The following is a 19,010-nucleotide window of genomic DNA, read 5'->3' as shown; positions in this document are numbered from 1 at the left end:
GATCACAGGGGCACCTGCCTGTTAATCAATACAGACCAGGTGCCTAACAGGTCTAACCCGACGGGAGCCAATCCGTGAAAGACTTACTAAAGTTTCTGAAAGCGCAAACTAAGACCGAAGAGTTTGATGCGATCAAAATTGCTCTGGCATCGCCAGACATGATCCGTTCTTGGTCTTTTGGTGAAGTTAAGAAGCCAGAAACCATTAACTACCGTACGTTCAAACCAGAACGTGACGGCCTTTTCTGTGCCCGTATCTTCGGACCAGTAAAAGACTACGAATGCCTGTGCGGTAAGTACAAGCGTTTAAAACATCGCGGCGTGATCTGCGAGAAGTGCGGCGTTGAAGTGACCCAGACTAAAGTACGCCGTGAGCGTATGGGCCACATCGAACTGGCTTCCCCGACTGCACACATCTGGTTCCTGAAATCGCTGCCATCGCGCATAGGTTTACTGCTGGATATGCCACTGCGTGATATCGAACGTGTTCTGTACTTCGAATCCTATGTGGTTATCGAAGGCGGCATGACCAACCTCGAAAAACGCCAGATCCTGACTGAAGAGCAGTATCTGGATGCGTTGGAAGAGTTTGGTGATGAGTTCGACGCGAAGATGGGTGCGGAAGCCATTCAGGCTCTGTTGAAAAACATGGACCTGGAAGCAGAGTGCGAACAACTGCGTGAAGAGTTGAACGAAACCAACTCCGAAACCAAACGTAAAAAGCTGACCAAGCGTATCAAGCTGCTGGAAGCGTTCGTTCAGTCTGGTAACAAACCAGAGTGGATGATCCTGACCGTGCTGCCGGTATTGCCGCCAGATTTGCGTCCATTGGTTCCGCTGGACGGCGGCCGTTTCGCAACGTCAGATCTGAACGATCTGTATCGTCGCGTGATTAACCGTAACAACCGTCTGAAACGCCTGCTGGATCTGGCTGCGCCAGACATCATCGTACGTAACGAAAAACGTATGCTGCAAGAAGCGGTAGATGCTTTGCTGGATAACGGCCGTCGCGGTCGTGCAATTACCGGCTCTAACAAGCGTCCGCTGAAATCTCTGGCAGACATGATTAAAGGTAAACAGGGTCGTTTCCGTCAGAACTTGCTGGGTAAACGTGTCGACTACTCCGGTCGTTCCGTTATCACCGTAGGTCCATACCTGCGTCTGCATCAGTGTGGTCTGCCGAAGAAAATGGCACTGGAACTGTTCAAACCGTTCATTTACGGCAAGCTGGAACTGCGTGGCCTCGCCACCACCATCAAAGCCGCGAAGAAAATGGTTGAGCGCGAAGAAGCTGTCGTTTGGGATATCCTGGACGAAGTTATCCGCGAACACCCGGTACTGCTGAACCGTGCACCAACCCTGCACCGTTTGGGTATTCAGGCGTTTGAACCGGTTCTGATCGAAGGTAAAGCAATCCAGCTGCACCCGCTGGTTTGTGCGGCATATAACGCCGACTTCGATGGTGACCAGATGGCTGTTCACGTACCGTTGACGCTGGAAGCTCAGCTGGAAGCGCGTGCGTTGATGATGTCTACCAACAACATCCTGTCACCTGCGAACGGCGAGCCAATCATCGTTCCTTCTCAGGACGTTGTATTGGGTCTGTACTACATGACCCGTGACTGTGTTAACGCCAAAGGCGAAGGCATGGTTCTGACCGGTCCTAAAGAAGCTGAGCGTATTTACCGCGCCGGTTTGGCCTCTCTGCATGCGCGTGTGAAAGTGCGTATTACTGAAGAGATCAAAAATACCGAAGGCGAAGTTACGCATAAGACGTCGATTATTGACACGACTGTCGGTCGCGCCATCCTGTGGATGATCGTGCCAAAAGGTCTGCCGTTCTCTATCGTCAACCAGCCTCTGGGCAAAAAAGCTATCTCCAAAATGCTGAACACCTGTTACCGCATTTTGGGCCTGAAGCCGACCGTTATTTTTGCTGACCAGATCATGTACACCGGTTTTGCTTACGCTGCCCGTTCAGGTGCATCCGTAGGTATCGATGACATGGTAATCCCTGCGAAGAAAGCAGAGATCATCGAAGAAGCAGAAACTGAAGTTGCTGAAATCCAGGAACAGTTCCAGTCTGGTCTGGTAACTGCTGGCGAACGCTATAACAAAGTGATCGACATCTGGGCTGCGGCCAACGAACGTGTTGCTAAGGCAATGATGGAAAACTTGTCTGTTGAAGACGTCGTCAACCGTGACGGTGTTGTTGAACAGCAGGTTTCCTTCAACAGTATCTTTATGATGGCCGACTCCGGTGCGCGTGGTTCTGCTGCACAGATTCGTCAGCTGGCCGGTATGCGTGGCCTGATGGCCAAGCCGGATGGTTCCATCATTGAAACGCCAATCACCGCGAACTTCCGTGAAGGTCTGAACGTACTCCAGTACTTCATCTCTACTCACGGTGCTCGTAAAGGCTTGGCGGATACCGCACTGAAAACGGCGAACTCCGGTTATCTGACCCGTCGTCTGGTTGACGTGGCACAGGATCTGGTAGTGACCGAAGACGACTGTGGTACTCACGAAGGCATCATGATGACTCCGGTCATCGAAGGTGGCGACGTTAAAGAACCACTGCGCGAACGTGTACTGGGTCGTGTGACTGCAGAAGATATCCTGAAGCCGGGTACGGCGGATATCCTGGTTCCACGTAACACCCTGCTTCACGAGAAGACGTGTGATCTGTTAGAAGAGAACTCTGTCGACAGCGTGAAAGTACGTTCAGTCGTAAGTTGCGAAACCGACTTTGGTGTGTGTGCAAACTGCTACGGTCGCGACCTGGCACGTGGTCACATCATCAACAAAGGTGAAGCGATCGGTGTTATTGCAGCACAGTCAATCGGTGAGCCGGGTACCCAGCTGACGATGCGTACCTTCCACATCGGTGGTGCGGCATCTCGTGCGGCAGCGGAATCCAGCATTCAGGTTAAGAATACCGGTACCATTAAACTGAGCAACCACAAGCACGTTAGCAACTCTAACGGCAAACTGGTTATCACTTCCCGTAACACTGAGCTGAAATTGATCGACGAATTTGGTCGTACCAAAGAAAGCTATAAAGTGCCTTACGGTTCCGTGATGGGCAAAGGTGATGGCGCAGCAGTTAACGGCGGCGAAACCGTGGCTAACTGGGATCCACACACCATGCCAGTTATCAGTGAAGTGAGTGGTTTCATTCGCTTTGCCGATATGGTGGATACTCAGACCATTACCCGCCAGACTGATGACCTGACCGGTTTGTCTTCTCTGGTTGTTCTGGACTCTGCAGAGCGTACCGGTAGCGGTAAAGATCTGCGTCCGGCACTGAAAATCGTTGATGCTAAAGGCAACGACGTATTGATTCCAGGTACTGATATGCCTGCTCAATACTTCCTGCCAGGTAAAGCGATCGTTCAGCTGGAAGATGGTACTCAGATCCACTCCGGTGACACCCTGGCGCGTATTCCTCAGGAATCCGGCGGTACCAAGGACATCACCGGTGGTCTGCCACGCGTTGCTGACCTGTTCGAAGCACGTCGTCCGAAAGAGCCTGCAATCCTTGCTGAAATCAGCGGGATCATCTCCTTCGGTAAAGAAACCAAAGGCAAACGTCGTCTGGTAATTTCTCCGTTGGATGGCAGCGATGCTTACGAAGAAATGATCCCTAAATGGCGTCAGCTGAACGTGTTCGAAGGCGAAGTTGTGGAACGTGGTGACGTCGTATCCGACGGCCCTGAGTCTCCGCACGACATCCTGCGTTTACGTGGTGTTCATGCGGTTACCCGCTACATCACTAACGAAGTGCAGGAAGTTTACCGTCTGCAAGGCGTTAAGATTAACGATAAGCACATTGAAGTTATCGTTCGTCAGATGTTGCGTAAAGGCACCATCGTTAGCGCTGGTGGCACTGACTTCCTGGAAGGCGAGCAGGCAGAAATGTCTCGCGTTAAAATCGCTAACCGTCAGCTGGAAGCTGAAGGCAAAATCACGGCAACCTTTACCCGTGATCTGCTCGGTATTACCAAAGCATCTTTGGCGACCGAATCCTTCATCTCTGCTGCATCGTTCCAGGAAACCACGCGCGTTCTTACTGAAGCCGCTGTTGCGGGTAAACGTGATGAACTGCGTGGCCTGAAAGAGAACGTTATCGTTGGCCGTCTGATCCCAGCCGGTACCGGTTACGCTTATCATCAGGATCGTGCACGCCGTAAAGCACAGGGCGAAGTGCCAGTTGTACCGCAAGTCAGTGCGGATGAAGCAACGGCTAACCTGGCTGAACTGCTGAACGCAGGTTTCGGTAACAGCGACGATTAATCGTCTTCTGTCGAAACGCATAAAACCGCCCCTTCGAGGGCGGTTTTTTTTTACCTGAAATTTGAGAAAGGACGTGGCGGGTAAAGAGGAGCCGGAACAGGAAACTGGACGATAACCTGTTCCGGCTATTTGGAAGCAGCGCCGGGATGAATGGCGCCGGCCAGTTGCGAATGTGCAGTGGCAAAGGCACATTAATGCCCCAGGACTGCTGGTGCGAGGAGCAAAATTGTTTTATGGAATCTGTATTCCTGAGAGTTTACTAAATTACCCTCCGGCGACATTTTCCTGCGAGACCCGCCCCAAAAAACTGTCCCAGTCTTTCCAGACCGGCTGCAGCCCGGCTTGTGTTAATGCCTCTGCGACACGTTGCGGGGATCGGTTATCGTGCGGTGCAAATTGCTCAAGTTCCGGATGATCATCGGCATAGCCACCGGGTTGTGTTTTAGATCCTGCGCTGACGGTGTTGATCGCCAGCGGGATGACATGATCGCGGAAGTAAGGTGATTCGCGCGTCGACAATGAAAGCTCGACATCCGGTGCCAGCATCCTGAAAGCGCATATCAGTTGTACAAGCTGGTTTTCTTCTAACAAAGAAGCTGGTTCGATACCGCCGGTACAAGGGCGCAATCTCGGAAATGCCACCGAATAACGGCTTTGCCAGTAGGTTTGTTGGAGGTACAACAAATGTTCGGCCACCATATAACTGTCCGTCCGCCAGTTGCCTGAAAGCCCAAACAGGGCCCCAAGTCCGATTTTATCGATCCTTGCCCGCCCGAGCCGGTCCGGTGTCTCCAGTCGCCAGAAAAAATCTTGTTTCTGTCCGCGAAGATGATGCAAGGCATAGGTCGGTGCGTGATAGGTCTCCTGATAAACCAATACACCGTCCAGCCCCAGCGTTTTCAGCTCGGCATATTCTTCCTGCTGTAGCGGCTGAACTTCGATCATCAGCGAATCGAAATGGCTTCTGATTGGCGGCAAATGGCGGCGGAAATAATCCATGCCGACTTTTCCCTTGTGTTCGCCGGTGACCAATAACAGATGTTTGAAGCCCAGCGCATTCAGCGCTTCACACTCCCGACTGATTTCATTTTCATCCAGCGTTTTACGTTTGATTTTATTGCTCATCGAAAAGCCGCAATATGTACATTCGTTGGCGCAAAGATTGGATAAATACAAGGGGGCGAAGAAATTCACCGTATTGCCGAATCGCTGACGTGTCAGTTGTTGAGCGCGTTGCGCCATAGTTTCCAGATAAGGCAGCGCAGCCGGAGAAATTAATGCCATGAAATCTTCACGGCTGATTTTGTTGCGGCTGAGCGCCTGTTCAACATCACGGGATGTTTTGCTGTTGATGCGTAGGGAAATATCATCCCAGTCCAGCATTGACCACACATCCGTAAAGTTATTCATAGGGATACCTGCGGAGCATTGAGGAAACCGGTCAGCGGACTTGACGCGCTGGCTTGCCGCTGCCTGCCACCCAGGCCGCTTTGACGGGCGATTGCGCCGGCCTGTACCGCCAGCCGGAATGCCGTTGCCATAGCAACCGGATCGCCTGCGACGGCTATCGCCGTATTGACTAATACAGCATCGGCCCCTATTTCCAGCGCTTCAGCGGCCTGGCTTGGGGCACCAATACCGGCATCAACGACGACCGGAATCTGTGCCTGCTCAATGATGATTTGCAAAAACTCACGGGTTTGCAGACCCTGATTGGAGCCGATCGGCGCACCCAGGGGCATGACGGCGGCACAACCGACTTCTTCCAGACGTTTACACAACACCGGATCCGCGCTGCAATACGGCAAAACAACGAATCCTTTTTTCACCAGAATCTCTGCGGCTTTCAACGTTTCTATGGCATCGGGCAGCAGGTATTTTACGTCTGGGTGAATTTCAAGCTTCACCCAGTTTGTTGCCAGTGCTTCTCTTGCCAGTTGTGCGGCAAATACGGCCTCCTCAGCTGTTTTAGCACCGGATGTGTTAGGCAACAAACGGACCCCGAGCTGCTGCAAAGGAAACAAAATGTCATCCCCTCCGCGACGCAGATCAACACGTTTCATCGCCATGGTCACCAGTTGAGTGCCGGATGCTTCCAGTGCCTGTTGCATTAACGCCGGGCTGGCGAATTTTCCCGTTCCGGTAAAAAGGTGTGACGTAAAGGTGGTATCAGCAATTTTTAACATATCAGCCTCCGGCTATCGCCTGAAAGAGCAGGATCTCGTCACCGTCTTCCAGTAAATGAGCAGGCCAGTTATCGCGGGGAATAATGACCTGATTAACCGCCAGTGCGCTGCCTGCAGGATTTAATGCCAGTAAACTGAGCAGGTTCAACAAGGTGAGCGGTTGACTGAATTGGTGTGGTACTTCATTGACCAGAATGTTCATGCGTGGCCTCCGCAGATGGCACAGGCTGATGAACGTGTGAGTTGCAGTGAACGCCAGTTTTGCGTTTTACCGTCGAACAGACGTAACTTTCCGCTCAGTACGGAAGGCAGTCCCGCCAGGATTTTTAGTGCTTCCAGCGCCTGCAATGTACCGATGGTGCCAACGACCGGGCCGAGCACACCTGATGTTCGGCAATTGCGCTGTACGGTTTCCTGATCCGGATACAAACAGGCGTAACAACCGTGTACATAAGGCGCTTCTAGCACCAGAAGCTGTCCGCTGAATCCGACGGCGCTACCGCTGATCAAGGTTTTTTCAGCCTCTACGCAGGCTTTATTAACCGCGTGCCGGGTTTCCATGTTATCGCTGCAATCTAAAACGATATCGGTGTCTGACACGGCACGGATCAACGCTTCGCCTGTCAGACGCTCCGTGATGGCCACGGCTTTGCAAAGCGGATTCAGACGCAGTAATTCACGTTTTGCCAGAACCGCTTTGGGCTGATCGAGATCTGCGGTGCGGTAGAGTATCTGTCGTTGAAGATTGGTGATGTGTAATTGATCGTCATCGGCCAGAACCAGCGTACCTACGCCTGCCGCTGCCAGATATAAGGCTGCCGGCGATCCCAGTCCGCCTAGCCCGACAATCAGGACTTTCGCCGCCTGTAGCTTTTCCTGTGCCTGCGGACCGAACTCCTCCAGCATCAGCTGACGGCTGTAGCGCATAAAAGCCGCATCGTTAAGCATCTTCCGGCACCTTACTGGCGCATAAAGCCAGTAATTCTGCGGTGGCTGCCCGCCAGTCTGCTGCCTGCGTAATGGCGCTGACGACGGCGATGCTGCCGACGCCGCAATCGAGAACCGACGGAGCACGTTCAATGCTGATCCCGCCGATGGCCACCGTCGGGAAGCTGCCGTTGAGTTGCCTGATGTGTCGGGCGAGTTCTTTCAGTCCTTGTGGCGCCGACGGCATATCTTTGGTCTGCGTCGGGAAGATATGACCGAGGGCGATGTAAGAAGGTTTCACGGCGACAGCGCGTGCCATTTCAGTATCATCATGTGTGGATACGCCCAGCCGTAAACCAGCCTGACGGATTGCCTCAAGATCGGCAGTATCCAGATCTTCCTGACCTAAATGCACACCATAAGCCTGATGCTTTATCGCCAGGCGCCAGTAATCATTGATAAATAACCGTGCCTGATATTTTTTGCCCAGCGCAATTGCATCAATAATTGCTGGCTCGACGTCCTCATCAGACAAATCTTTCACACGTAATTGCAACGTTTTAACGCCCGCATCCAGCAGGCGGGCAATCCATTCCACGGTATCCACGACCGGATATAAACCAAGGTGGAACGGAACGGCAGGAAAGGGTTGAGCGGACTGATTCATTGGTTGTTCTCCGTGCTGAGATTGTCGGCCGGATGATAAAGCTCGCTGCCGCGTGAACGGAATTCGGCAGACATCTGTGCCATACCGGATTCAATAACTTCAACCGGCTGGGCTTTGGCTTCCAGTGCGGCGGCATAATCGCGCACTTCCTGAGTGATTTTCATGGAGCAGAATTTCGGACCGCACATTGAGCAAAAGTGTGCCACTTTGCCGGATTCCTGAGGCAGCGTTTCATCGTGATAGGCACGAGCCGTTGCCGGATCGAGAGCCAGATTAAACTGGTCTTCCCAGCGGAATTCGAACCGTGCTTTTGACATAGCGTTGTCACGGATTTGGGCGCCGGGATGTCCTTTCGCTAAATCGGCGGCATGTGCTGCGATTTTGTAGGTGATGAGACCCTGCTTAACGTCTTCTTTGTTAGGCAGGCCGAGATGCTCTTTTGGCGTGACATAACAGAGCATGGCGCAACCGAACCAGCCAATCATTGCGGCACCAATACCGGACGTGAAATGGTCATAACCCGGCGCGATATCGGTAGTCAGCGGGCCGAGGGTATAGAAGGGCGCTTCGTGGCAATGTTCGAGTTCTTCGGTCATATTGCGGCGGATCATCTGCATCGGCACATGTCCCGGTCCTTCGATCATGACCTGAACATCATATTCCCAGGCGATTTTGGTCAGTTCACCTAATGTACGTAATTCGGCAAATTGCGCTTCGTCGTTGGCATCCTGAATGGAGCCAGGCCGCAGGCCGTCGCCCAGTGACAGCGAGACATCATAGGCGGCACAGATTTCGCAAATTTCGCGGAAATGCTCATACAGGAAACTTTCTTGATGATGTGAAAGGCACCATTTCGCCATGATCGAACCGCCGCGGGACACAATCCCGGTCAGGCGTTTGGCGGTCATCGGCACGTAACGCAGCAATACCCCAGCGTGTATGGTGAAGTAATCGACACCTTGTTCGGCCTGTTCCAGCAACGTATCGCGAAACATTTCCCAGTTCAGGTCTTCGGCCACGCCGTTGACTTTTTCCAGTGCCTGATAAATCGGCACGGTACCAATAGGTACCGGACTGTTACGCAGGATCCACTCACGGGTTTCATGTATATAACGGCCGGTGGAGAGATCCATCACGGTATCCGCGCCCCAGCGTGTCGACCATACCAGTTTCTCGACTTCTTCTTCGATAGAAGACGTCACCGCCGAGTTGCCGATGTTGGCGTTCACTTTCACCAGGAAATTGCGTCCGATGATCATCGGCTCTGATTCAGGATGGTTAATATTGGCGGGAATAATCGCGCGACCGGCAGCGACTTCCTGTCTTACAAACTCTGCGGTGATATTGGCGGGCAGATGCGCACCAAAGCTTTCGCCGGGATGTTGCTGACGCAGAACGTCACCGCGGATCCGTTCACGCCCCATATTTTCGCGAACGGCGATAAATTCCATCTCAGGCGTGATGATGCCTTTGCGGGCGTAATGCAGTTGTGTGACATTTTTACCCGCAATGGCTTTGCGCGGGCGGGGCAGGTGTTCGAAGCGGAGGTGGTCCAGCCCTTCATCCGCCAGTCGCTGCTGGGTAAAACCGGAACTGACCTGCGGGAGTTCCTCCGTGTCCGCCCGCGCGTTTATCCAGCGGGCGCGTAATTTTTCCAGGCCGGTATGCACGTCGATAACTGCCGACGGATCGCCGTAAGGCCCGGCGGTATCATAAACAGGAATCGCTTCATTTTCTTCGAATTGTGGATTGTCTTTGCCGCCGCCGACCAGCGTCGGGCTGAGCTGGATTTCACGCATCGGTACGCGGATATCATGGCGGTCAGTTTCAAGATAAATACGGCGGGAATTGGGAAAAGCTTCACCCTGCAGACTGTCGATAAACGACTGCGCCTGCGCCCGTTGTTCACGGCGGTTTGAAGGTGTCTTTGTAGAAACAACAGTTTTTTGAGTACTCGACATAGCAAATTCCTTGTGTTGTTTTGCGTAGTAAAAACGTGGCAAAAACGTGATGGAAAATTGCTTGTCTGGAGGTTTACGGCAGGAGTAAAAATGGGCGATGGAGCGCAGGCGGCCTGATGCAGGCAGATGCCAGATTACGCTGAACGCATAACATTACTCTTGTTCCCTTCGCGGGTACTAACCCGATCAGGTTCCGCGGATCCCGAATTAACGGTCTCAGCCTGGCGTAATCTTCGCGAGAAAATTATGCGCTAGGCACTCCGACAAGAAGCCTCAATATAGGAGGCGTTTTTTGAAACTACAACTAAAACTATTACTAAAATCACAAATCTTAGCCGGATTTTAGTAGGGCAAAGTCTTAAACCGGTCTGGCGAGATGTTCTTCATTTTCAGGTGGCTTTACTGCCTGACTGCTGCGATCAAAAGCGAGAATAATTAATTGATCTTCCAGCTGAAAACGCGCATCTAACGCTTCACCTATATCGGATAATGCATAATGAAATGCGAAAGCATTGTCATCATCAATATCATTTTCAGTGTAACTATCATGGAAAGCCATGATAGTTTCAGTATTCAGTTCCAGTGCAGGATAGATTTTTGCAGCCTGCAATTTTATCGGGCTATTCGCACCTTCAACTTCATCAATGATCCGCTGATACAGATGGAAATGACCGGCAGACAGATAGTCCACCAGGTTATGGCAAAAGTTATCCAGCGCTTTTTCATTGAGAGGGGTATGTTTTTCTTTATTGGGCTTGAGGCCGACCAACGTGCAGTACGAAACCAGCAGCTCTTTGCGTGCGTGCAGCCATTGATCCACTAACGCATTATTGCCACCAACGCGTTGGGTCAGTCTTTCCAGACGATTTAGCATGGTTGACTCCGTGAGCGATAAAGACGTAACTAAAAGTTACTAACAGGTGAATATCCCCCTCAGATTGTCAGTCCCGATGAGGTTATGCAACAACAATTATGGAATTACAGATTACCGAGCAACACAATGGCTGGTGGGTCATCAGCCAGGACGGCAAGCTATGGCTGCCTGAGGGCGAACTGCCATTTGGCAGCGCCACACAATTTTCTCTGACCGGTAAAACGGCGCGACAGATCGGCGAATGGCAGGGTGAACCTGTCTGGCTGATTCGTCAGGCGATGCCAAACCATATGTTTTCCGCCCGTCAGTTGCTGGATCAGGATCGTGGATTATTCCAGCTGGTCGGGCGCGGTGTACAGCTGTCTGAATTTTATCGATCTCATCAGTTCTGCGGCTACTGCGGGCATGCAATGCATGTCAGCAAAACCGAGTGGGCTGCACTCTGCGGGCACTGCCGCGAACGCTATTATCCGCAGATTGCACCCTGCATTATTGTCGCCATCCGTAAGGGGGATGAGATTTTGCTGGCACAGCATGTCCGGCATCGTAATGGCATTCACACGGTTCTGGCGGGTTTTGTTGAAGTCGGAGAAACCCTGGAGGAAACCGTGGCACGCGAAGTCCTGGAAGAAAGTAATATTCGTGTGAAAAACGTCCGTTATGTCAGTTCTCAGCCCTGGCCGTTCCCCAATTCGCTGATGATGGCATTTATGGCGGATTACGACAGTGGCGACATTCAGCATGACCCGAAAGAGTTGCTTAACGCGAACTGGTATCGCTTTGATGCATTACCGCAGTTGCCACCGCCAGGGACGATCGCGCGCCGTCTGATTGAAGACACCGTTGCTCTTTGTCGTGCTGAACACGAAGAGTAGAGGCGGTTTTACGTGATAGAATGCTGTGAGACGATTATCGGGCGGCCCGAATACTGAAGGAAAGAGCAAGAATGAATGAGTTGAAAAACGACCGTTACCTGCGTGCTTTGTTACGTCAGCCAGTGGACATTACACCGGTCTGGATGATGCGTCAGGCAGGCCGTTATTTGCCGGAGTACAAAGAAACCCGCGCTGAAGCCGGTGATTTTATGTCGCTGTGCAAGAATGCCGAGCTGGCCTGTGAAGTGACTTTGCAGCCGCTTCGTCGCTATCCGCTGGATGCGGCGATCCTATTCTCCGACATCCTGACCATTCCTGATGCGATGGGGCTTGGGCTGTATTTTGAAGCCGGTGAAGGGCCGCGTTTTTCTTCGCCATTAACGAACCGTGCCGATGTCGAAAAACTGCCGGTTCCGGATCCTGAAATGGAGCTTGGGTATGTCATGAACGCCGTGCGTACTATCCGTAAGAACCTGAAAGGTGAAGTGCCGCTTATCGGTTTCTCCGGCAGCCCGTGGACGCTGGCGACGTATATGGTAGAAGGTGGCAGCAGTAAAGCCTTCACCAAAATCAAAAAGATGATGTACGCCGATCCGTCCACTTTCCATCTGTTACTCGATAAAGTGGCAGACAGCGTTATTCTTTACCTTAATGCCCAGATCAAAGCGGGCGCCCAGTCGGTAATGATTTTTGACACCTGGGGCGGCGTACTGTCTCCCCGCGATTACCGCGAATTTTCCCTGAACTATATGCACAAGATTGTCGATGGCCTGATCCGTGAAAATGAAGGGCGTCGTGTGCCGGTCACGCTGTTTACCAAAGGCGGCGGACAGTGGCTGGAAGCGATGGCTGCGACGGGCTGCGACGCGCTGGGTCTTGACTGGACCACCGATATTGCCGATGCGCGCCGTCGCGTGGGTGACAAAGTCGCGATTCAGGGCAACATGGATCCTTCAATGTTGTATGCCTCGCCGGTGCGTATAGAGCAGGAAGTGGAGACCATCCTTGCCGGTTTCGGCAAAGGTAATGGTCATGTGTTCAATCTGGGTCACGGCATTCATCAGGACGTCCCGCCGGAAAATGCGGGTGCCTTCGTCGAAGCGGTGCATAGCCTGTCCCGGCAATATCACGAGTAAAATCCCGGTATGATCAATACCCGTGCTTTACGTGAAGAACAACGGATCCTCGCAGATCAGATTAAATTGCAGGATCCGCCCGAATTCACCCCTCCCGCATTGATCGCGGGTGTGGATGTCGGTTTCGAACAGGGGGGTGAGGTGACACGCGCGGCGGTGGCTGTTTTACGCTACCCGACGCTGGAGCTGGTAGAGTATCAGATTGCCCGTATCCCCACTGTTATGCCTTACATTCCTGGTTTCCTTTCCTTCCGCGAACTTCCCGCCCTGCTGCAGGCGTGGCGGCAGCTCTCATCGCACCCTGATCTGGTTTTCGTCGACGGGCAAGGGATTGCGCATCCGCGTCGTCTTGGTGTCGCCAGTCATTTTGGCCTGATGATCGATGTTCCGACGATTGGTGTGGCGAAAAGCCGTCTATGTGGTCAGTTCCTGCCACTGGGTGAGGAACTACACAGTCGCCAGGCGCTGTACGAAGGGGATGAACAGATTGGCTGGGTGTGGCGGAGCAAGCTGCGTTGTAATCCATTATTCATCTCACCCGGTAATCGTATCAGCATGGATTCATCGCTTTATTGGGTACAACAGTGCATGCGGCAATATCGTCTGCCGGAGCCTACCCGTTGGGCAGATGCTGTGGCGTCAAACCGGACGGCGTTTCAACGCTGGCAACGGCTGAGTGATGATCTTTTAGGAATCAAGGAATAGGGATATTGATTTATTTCAGGTAAACTCCCGCGCAGAAAAGTTAACGAGATCAACTCATGTTACGTAATCCAATTCATTTACGTCTCGAAAAGCTGGAAAGCTGGCAACACGTAACGTTTATGGCAAGCCTGTGTGAACGCATGTACCCGAACTATCAGGCATTTTGTCTGGAAACCGGGTTTGGCGAAGCACAGCTTTACCGCCGCATCCTGGATTTAATCTGGGAGACGCTGGTGGTAAAAGACGCCAAGGTCAATTTTGACTCACAGCTCGAAAAACTGGAAGAAGCGGTGCCTTCTTCCGATGATTACGACATCTATGGGGTTTATCCGGCCATCGATGCATGTATTGCATTAGGTGAACTGATTCATTCACGTCTGAGTGGCGAAACGCTGTCACACGCGGTTGCCGTCAGTGAGGCGTCAATTCGTACTGTCGCGATGCTGGAAATGACTCAGGCCGGTAGAGAAATGACGGATGAAGAACTCAAAGTCATTCCTGCCGTGGAAGAGGAATGGGACATCCAATGGGAGATTTTTCGCCTGTTGGCTGACTGTGAAGAGCGTGACCTGGAATTAATAAAAGGGTTACGTTCTGACCTGCGTGAAGCCGCTGTCAGTAACATTGGCATAAATTTAACGCAATAAGGCAAGAAAACGTGATTTAACGCCTGATTTGTCGTGCCTTAAGGCTTCACATCCGCACCCTGTCTGGTCTACATTTGGGGGGCGTAAAAAAAGTGGCTATCGGTGCGTGTATGCAGGAGGGTGCTGTCAATCGGCATATCCGTCGCACTCGATGCTTTGCAAACGATAAACACACTGTAAAGGATAACTTATGAACAAGACTCAACTGATTGATGTAATTGCGGACAAAGCTGATCTTTCCAAAGCACAGGCCAAAGTTGCTCTTGAATCTACTCTGTCTGCTATTACCGAGTCTCTGAAAGAAGGTGATGCTGTACAATTGGTTGGTTTCGGGACTTTCAAGGTAAATCATCGTAACGAGCGTACTGGTCGTAACCCACAGACTGGTAAAGAAATCAAAATCGCAGCTGCAAACGTGCCTGCGTTCGTTTCTGGTAAAGCTCTGAAAGACGCTGTTAAGTAATTGCTTGCAGTGAAAAGAATAAGCGGAGGGGCCTTTAAGCCCCTTCAGTTTATCACCCCCGGACTGGTAGCAGGTTTACTGGTGCTCGGTCTGGTGGGTTGCAGTTCTAAAAAAGATCCTGAGTTATTCTTTGCCAGCGGTTATGTCGCCGATCAAGGTATCAACCGGCTCTGGCGTAAAGACAGCGCACAGCACGATCCTCAAACCATTCTCAACGTCTACAGCCCCTATTACGGCGGCGATACGATTATTACCCGATACGAATTCCAGCAAGGGCAATTGCACCTGCTTAAAGAAACCCATGCGACTAAAACGGATTTGGGTGTCATGCTGCGTTTTGATGAGGGCGGCAATGTCAGCTTTATGCAACGGCAGCTTCCGGAGCGTCGGGAGAAATTATCTGCAGACGAAATTGAACGCTATAAGTATGAAGCGTCAAAAATTCTCGATCTGAGTAATGCGCTGCAGGCAGGGAAAGTCCGGCTGGTTCAGGCGCGCTGGCGCAAAGGGTTAATAACAACCTGTGCCGGTGAACAAGTCACGCCGACACTGACTGTCCGCTCACAGGTCTGGCTGGCGAAACGAGCCAGTCGCAGTAACGATAACCTGGGATTAGCCTGGCTGACCGCCCCTCAGGGCAATGAGATGTTGCTGGTAGCTAATGAAGATTTTTGTAAATGGGAACCGAAAGAGTCCGATCTCTGATCCCGGGTTCACGCATGAAAAGGCACGCCGAAGCGTGCCTTTTTGATTGTCGGGGCTGGCAGGATTACTGATTGCGTTCGCGATCGATGGCGCGATAACCGATGTCTTTGCGGCAGAAGCTGCCTTCCCAATGAATATCTTTTGCTAAGTCATAAGCGCGTGCCTGTGCTGCTTCCACCGTTTTACCCAATGCCGTCACACATAACACGCGACCGCCATGAGTCACCACACGTTCATTCTGCAAACGGGTTCCGGCGTGGAAGACTTTACCGTCCGGTACTTCTTCCAGCGGCAGGCCATGAATAGCATCTCCGGTTTTATAATCAGCAGGATAGCCACCGGCTGCGAGCACGACACCCAGCGACGGGCGCGGATCCCACTCGGATGTTTTATCACCCAGACGACCTTCAGCACCGGCCAGGCATAAGTCCACAAGATCAGAGCGCAGACGTAGCATGATCGGCTGAGTTTCCGGATCGCCGAAACGACAGTTGAACTCGATCACTTTCGGCTGGCCGTCAGCGGAGATCATCAGACCGGCATACAGGAAACCGGTATAGGTGTTATTTTCCGCCGCCATACCGCGAACGGTTGGCCAAATCACCTGATCCATCACGCGCTGATGGATTTCATCGGTCACGACTGGCGCCGGAGAATAGGCTCCCATACCACCGGTGTTCGGACCGCTGTCGCCGTCACCTACACGTTTATGATCCTGACTGGTCGCCATCGGTAATACATTGGTACCGTCGACCATGACGATGAAACTGGCTTCTTCGCCGTCGAGGAACTCCTCAATAACAATGCGATGGCCTGCATCACCGAAAGCATTTCCCGCCAGCATGTCATGAACGGCATCTTCGGCTTCTTTCAGGGTCATTGCCACAATGACACCTTTGCCAGCGGCGAGGCCGTCAGCTTTGATGACAATCGGCGCACCCTTGCTGCGCAGATAAGCCAGAGCGGGTTCGATTTCGGTGAAGTTCTGGTAATCGGCACTGGGAATATTATGGCGAGCCAGAAAATCTTTGGTGAATGCCTTAGAGCCTTCCAGCTGCGCCGCTTCCTGCGTCGGGCCAAAGATTTTCAGGCCTGCTGCGCGGAAAGCATCGACCACACCAATCACCAGCGGTGCTTCAGGACCGACAATAGTCAGGCCGATATCATGTTCACGTGCAAAACTCAGCAAGCCGGCGATGTCAGTGGCGGCAATATCAACGTTTTCCAGTAGCGGCTCCAGCGCCGTGCCGGCGTTGCCAGGTGCAACAAAGACTTTATCCGCCAGAGGTGACTGCGATGCTTTCCATGCCAGTGCATGTTCACGCCCGCCGTTACCGATAATTAAAATATTCATTCGAAGACTCCGGATGAGCGGGCGCATCGCACCCGCCAAAAGAAAATTAATGACGGAAGTGGCGCATATCGGTGAACAGCATCGCAATGCCGTGTTCGTTAGCCGCAGCAATAACTTCATCGTCACGGATAGAGCCGCCAGGTTGGATCACGCAGGTAATACCCACGGCTGCCGCCGCATCAATACCGTCGCGGAACGGGAAGAAAGCATCAGAGGCCATTACGGAGCCCGCCACTTGCAAACCTTCATCGGCGGCTTTGATACCGGCAATTTTGGCAGAATAAACGCGGCTCATCTGGCCAGCGCCGATACCGATGGTCATTTTGTCACGCGCATAAACAATGGCATTGGATTTTACAAACTTAGCCACTTTCCAGCAAAACAGCGCGTCTGTCAGTTCCTGCTCTGTCGGCTGGCGCTCGGAAACCACACGCAAATCAGCGGTATCAACCATACCCAAATCGCGATCCTGAACCAGCAGGCCACCATTGACACGTTTGAAGTCGAGCGCTTTCTGGCGCTCTTGCCATTGTCCGCAGGTGAGTACACGAACATTTTGTTTGGCCGCGGTCAATGCCAGCGCTTCGTCACTGACGGACGGCGCGATGATCACTTCCACAAACTGACGGCTGATGATGGCTTTTGCCGTTTCGGCATCCAGCTCACGGTTAAAGGCAATAATGCCGCCGAAAGCCGACGTCGGATCAGTCTGGTAGGCGCGCTCGTAAGCGGCCAGGATACTGTCACCGATGGCCACGCCGCACGGGTTAGCATGCTTGACGATGACGCAGGCAGGTTCTGCAAATTCCTTTACACATTCCAGAGCTGCATCGGTATCCGCAATGTTGTTATAGGAAAGTGCCTTGCCCTGAAGCTGAGTAGAGGTGGCCACAGAAGCTTCGCTGACGTTCTCTTCTATATAGAAGGCAGCGTTCTGATGGCTGTTCTCGCCATAACGCATATCTTGTTTCTTTATATAGCTGAGATTCAGTGTGCGCGGGAACTGGCCGGAAGCCGATTCAGTATCACCGTGGTAAGCCGGAACCATCGTACCAAAGTAGTTCGCAATCATGCCGTCGTAAGAAGCGGTATGTTCGAAAGCTTTGATTGCCAGGTTGAAACGGGTCGCCAGTGTCAACGAGCTGCTGTTGGCATCCATTTCTTCAATAATAGACGCGTAGTCGCTGCTCTTTACTACGATCGCCACATCTTTATGGTTCTTCGCTGCTGAGCGAACCATGGTCGGGCCGCCAATATCAATGTTTTCTACTGCATCTTCCAGTGTACAGTCCGGGCGCGCGACGGTTTGTGCGAACGGGTAAAGGTTAACGACCACCATGTCGATTGGTGCAATAGAATGCTGCGCCATGATTTCATCATCTTTCCCACGACGACCGAGGATCCCGCCATGAACTTTCGGGTGCAGGGTTTTGACGCGTCCATCCATCATTTCCGGAAAACCGGTGTAGTCAGAAACTTCGGTGACTGGCAGGCCGGCTTTAGCTAACAGGCTGGCGGTTCCGCCAGTGGAAAGTAATTCAACGCCACGCGAAGACAGAGCCTGGGCGAATTCTACGATACCGGCTTTGTCAGAAACACTGAGCAGAGCGCGGCGGATTGGACGAGATTGTTGCATGGTGGTTATATCCTTGGCTTTGGAGTCGCAGTAAAGAGCGTTATCGGAATTCAATGACGATTTTCTTCTCTTTATATAGAGCACTTTGCAGAAAAACGTGGGATTGAGCTTGGATAACTTCCCCTCAGTGGCTGATTTTTCATTTATCACCCCTAAAGGGCAGTGAAAACTAACGCGCGAAATTGTAGCGAAAACGATTGCGCGACGCTCGCAAAATTTGAGATTCCTGTGCCTCTGTGGATAAATCTGTGCAAAACACGGTATAAGCGGTGTGTTTGCTGTGTAATGCAGCAAACAGTGATTTTTCTTAAAATTAGCCCTTGCGGCCTGCTGAGAACTCCCTATAATGCCGCTCCATCGACAGGGAACAACGTGAACAACATCACGAAGTGACCGGGTCGGAAAGATTGAAAACAGCGGCAACCGGGTGAAATAAACGGTTGACACTGAACGAGGAAAGCGTAATATACGCCACCTCGAGTTAGCAAGCGAAAGCGCGTAACTCACTGCTCTTTAACAATTTATCAGACAATCTGTGTGGGCACTCACAAGACGATATCAGCCACTTCGGTGGCAAAA

At 52.1% G+C, this 19,010-nt stretch carries 16 protein-coding genes and 1 riboswitch; of the genes, 7 read left to right on the top strand and 9 right to left on the bottom strand.

Going from position 1 to position 19,010, the window contains the following annotated elements; genetic code table 11:
• The first annotated feature begins 74 nt into the window (after positions 1 to 74).
• On the top strand, positions 75 to 4,295 hold the full coding sequence (gene rpoC, locus ETV65_RS24575) for a DNA-directed RNA polymerase subunit beta' (RefSeq protein WP_129955676.1): 4,221 nt from the start codon (positions 75 to 77) through the stop codon (positions 4,293 to 4,295).
• Positions 4,296 to 4,559: 264 nt separating this feature from the next.
• On the opposite strand, the gene thiH is transcribed toward rpoC, so the two are convergent.
• The 7 genes from thiH to rsd form a co-directional block, all read right to left on the bottom strand.
• Entirely contained in the window at positions 4,560 to 5,705 is a 1,146-nt protein-coding gene (gene thiH / locus ETV65_RS24570) for a 2-iminoacetate synthase ThiH (RefSeq protein WP_129955675.1), read from the bottom strand.
• Entirely contained in the window at positions 5,702 to 6,481 is a 780-nt protein-coding gene (locus tag ETV65_RS24565; protein WP_129955674.1) for a thiazole synthase, read from the bottom strand. Before ETV65_RS24565 ends, thiH begins: the two co-directional genes overlap by 4 nt.
• Position 6,482: 1 nt before the next feature.
• Entirely contained in the window at positions 6,483 to 6,683 is a 201-nt protein-coding gene (gene thiS, locus ETV65_RS24560; RefSeq protein ID WP_129955673.1) for a sulfur carrier protein ThiS, read from the bottom strand.
• A complete protein-coding gene (locus tag ETV65_RS24555; protein WP_129955672.1) occupies positions 6,680 to 7,429 on the bottom strand; it encodes a HesA/MoeB/ThiF family protein in 750 nt (249 codons plus the stop codon). The genes thiS and ETV65_RS24555 overlap by 4 nt, the downstream gene beginning before the upstream one ends.
• A complete protein-coding gene (gene thiE, locus ETV65_RS24550; protein WP_129955671.1) occupies positions 7,422 to 8,075 on the bottom strand; it encodes a thiamine phosphate synthase in 654 nt (217 codons plus the stop codon). Before thiE ends, ETV65_RS24555 begins: the two co-directional genes overlap by 8 nt.
• On the bottom strand, positions 8,072 to 10,036 hold the full coding sequence (gene thiC / locus ETV65_RS24545) for a phosphomethylpyrimidine synthase ThiC (protein ID WP_129955670.1): 1,965 nt from the start codon (positions 10,034 to 10,036) through the stop codon (positions 8,072 to 8,074). The genes thiE and thiC overlap by 4 nt, the downstream gene beginning before the upstream one ends.
• 146 nt (positions 10,037 to 10,182) lie before the next feature.
• Positions 10,183 to 10,309: riboswitch (TPP riboswitch) on the bottom strand.
• A gap of 85 nt (positions 10,310 to 10,394) precedes the next feature.
• Entirely contained in the window at positions 10,395 to 10,910 is a 516-nt protein-coding gene (gene rsd / locus ETV65_RS24540; RefSeq protein WP_129955669.1) for a sigma D regulator, read from the bottom strand.
• Positions 10,911 to 11,008: 98 nt separating this feature from the next.
• On the opposite strand from rsd, the gene nudC reads away from it, so the two are divergent.
• From nudC to ETV65_RS24510, 6 genes are all read left to right on the top strand, one after another.
• Entirely contained in the window at positions 11,009 to 11,785 is a 777-nt protein-coding gene (gene nudC / locus ETV65_RS24535; protein WP_129955668.1) for an NAD(+) diphosphatase, read from the top strand.
• Between the two features lie 71 nt (positions 11,786 to 11,856).
• Positions 11,857 to 12,921, top strand: coding sequence for a uroporphyrinogen decarboxylase (gene hemE / locus ETV65_RS24530; protein WP_015699029.1), 1,065 nt, complete (start codon positions 11,857 to 11,859; stop codon positions 12,919 to 12,921).
• Positions 12,922 to 12,930: 9 nt separating this feature from the next.
• The gene (gene nfi, locus ETV65_RS24525) at positions 12,931 to 13,626 is read left to right on the top strand and encodes a deoxyribonuclease V (protein ID WP_129955667.1); all 696 of its coding nucleotides are present in this window, start codon (positions 12,931 to 12,933) and stop codon (positions 13,624 to 13,626) included.
• A 56-nt stretch (positions 13,627 to 13,682) separates the two neighbouring features.
• Complete coding sequence (locus tag ETV65_RS24520) at positions 13,683 to 14,273, top strand: YjaG family protein (protein WP_129955666.1); 591 nt, start codon at positions 13,683 to 13,685, stop codon at positions 14,271 to 14,273.
• Between the two features lie 190 nt (positions 14,274 to 14,463).
• Positions 14,464 to 14,736 (top strand): nucleoid-associated protein HU-alpha, encoded by a 273-nt coding sequence (gene hupA, locus ETV65_RS24515; RefSeq protein WP_013577396.1) that lies wholly within the window; start codon positions 14,464 to 14,466, stop codon positions 14,734 to 14,736.
• Between the two features lie 18 nt (positions 14,737 to 14,754).
• Complete coding sequence (locus ETV65_RS24510) at positions 14,755 to 15,441, top strand: DUF1481 domain-containing protein (protein WP_240782882.1); 687 nt, start codon at positions 14,755 to 14,757, stop codon at positions 15,439 to 15,441.
• A 64-nt stretch (positions 15,442 to 15,505) separates the two neighbouring features.
• Here the strand turns inward: ETV65_RS24510 and purD are convergent, their stop codons facing one another.
• Together purD and purH are read right to left on the bottom strand one after the other, a co-directional pair.
• On the bottom strand, positions 15,506 to 16,795 hold the full coding sequence (gene purD / locus ETV65_RS24505) for a phosphoribosylamine--glycine ligase (protein ID WP_129955664.1): 1,290 nt from the start codon (positions 16,793 to 16,795) through the stop codon (positions 15,506 to 15,508).
• Between the two features lie 46 nt (positions 16,796 to 16,841).
• Positions 16,842 to 18,431 (bottom strand): bifunctional phosphoribosylaminoimidazolecarboxamide formyltransferase/IMP cyclohydrolase, encoded by a 1,590-nt coding sequence (gene purH / locus ETV65_RS24500; RefSeq protein WP_129955663.1) that lies wholly within the window; start codon positions 18,429 to 18,431, stop codon positions 16,842 to 16,844.
• Positions 18,432 to 19,010: the final 579 nt, after the last annotated feature.

This window comes from Rahnella sp. RFA10(1/100) (genome assembly GCF_004195115.1).
GTDB classification, from domain to species: domain Bacteria; phylum Pseudomonadota; class Gammaproteobacteria; order Enterobacterales; family Enterobacteriaceae; genus Rahnella; species Rahnella perminowiae.
This window is presented reverse-complemented; position numbering and strand designations above follow the sequence as displayed.

Bases quoted from the DNA above. Each gene is read 5' to 3' on its own strand.
- rsd (WP_129955669.1), bottom strand. From the start codon at position 10,910: ATGCTAAATCGTCTGGAAAGACTGACCCAACGCGTTGGTGGCAATAAT.
- nudC (WP_129955668.1), top strand. From the start codon at position 11,009: ATGGAATTACAGATTACCGAGCAACACAATGGCTGGTGGGTCATCAGC.
- hupA (WP_013577396.1), top strand. From the start codon at position 14,464: ATGAACAAGACTCAACTGATTGATGTAATTGCGGACAAAGCTGATCTT.
- ETV65_RS24555 (WP_129955672.1), bottom strand. From the start codon at position 7,429: ATGCTTAACGATGCGGCTTTTATGCGCTACAGCCGTCAGCTGATGCTG.
- ETV65_RS24520 (WP_129955666.1), top strand. From the start codon at position 13,683: ATGTTACGTAATCCAATTCATTTACGTCTCGAAAAGCTGGAAAGCTGG.
- thiE (WP_129955671.1), bottom strand. From the start codon at position 8,075: ATGAATCAGTCCGCTCAACCCTTTCCTGCCGTTCCGTTCCACCTTGGT.
- ETV65_RS24565 (WP_129955674.1), bottom strand. From the start codon at position 6,481: ATGTTAAAAATTGCTGATACCACCTTTACGTCACACCTTTTTACCGGA.
- purH (WP_129955663.1), bottom strand. From the start codon at position 18,431: ATGCAACAATCTCGTCCAATCCGCCGCGCTCTGCTCAGTGTTTCTGAC.
- thiS (WP_129955673.1), bottom strand. From the start codon at position 6,683: ATGAACATTCTGGTCAATGAAGTACCACACCAATTCAGTCAACCGCTC.
- purD (WP_129955664.1), bottom strand. From the start codon at position 16,795: ATGAATATTTTAATTATCGGTAACGGCGGGCGTGAACATGCACTGGCA.
- thiC (WP_129955670.1), bottom strand. From the start codon at position 10,036: ATGTCGAGTACTCAAAAAACTGTTGTTTCTACAAAGACACCTTCAAAC.
- nfi (WP_129955667.1), top strand. From the start codon at position 12,931: ATGATCAATACCCGTGCTTTACGTGAAGAACAACGGATCCTCGCAGAT.
- thiH (WP_129955675.1), bottom strand. From the start codon at position 5,705: ATGAATAACTTTACGGATGTGTGGTCAATGCTGGACTGGGATGATATT.
- hemE (WP_015699029.1), top strand. From the start codon at position 11,857: ATGAATGAGTTGAAAAACGACCGTTACCTGCGTGCTTTGTTACGTCAG.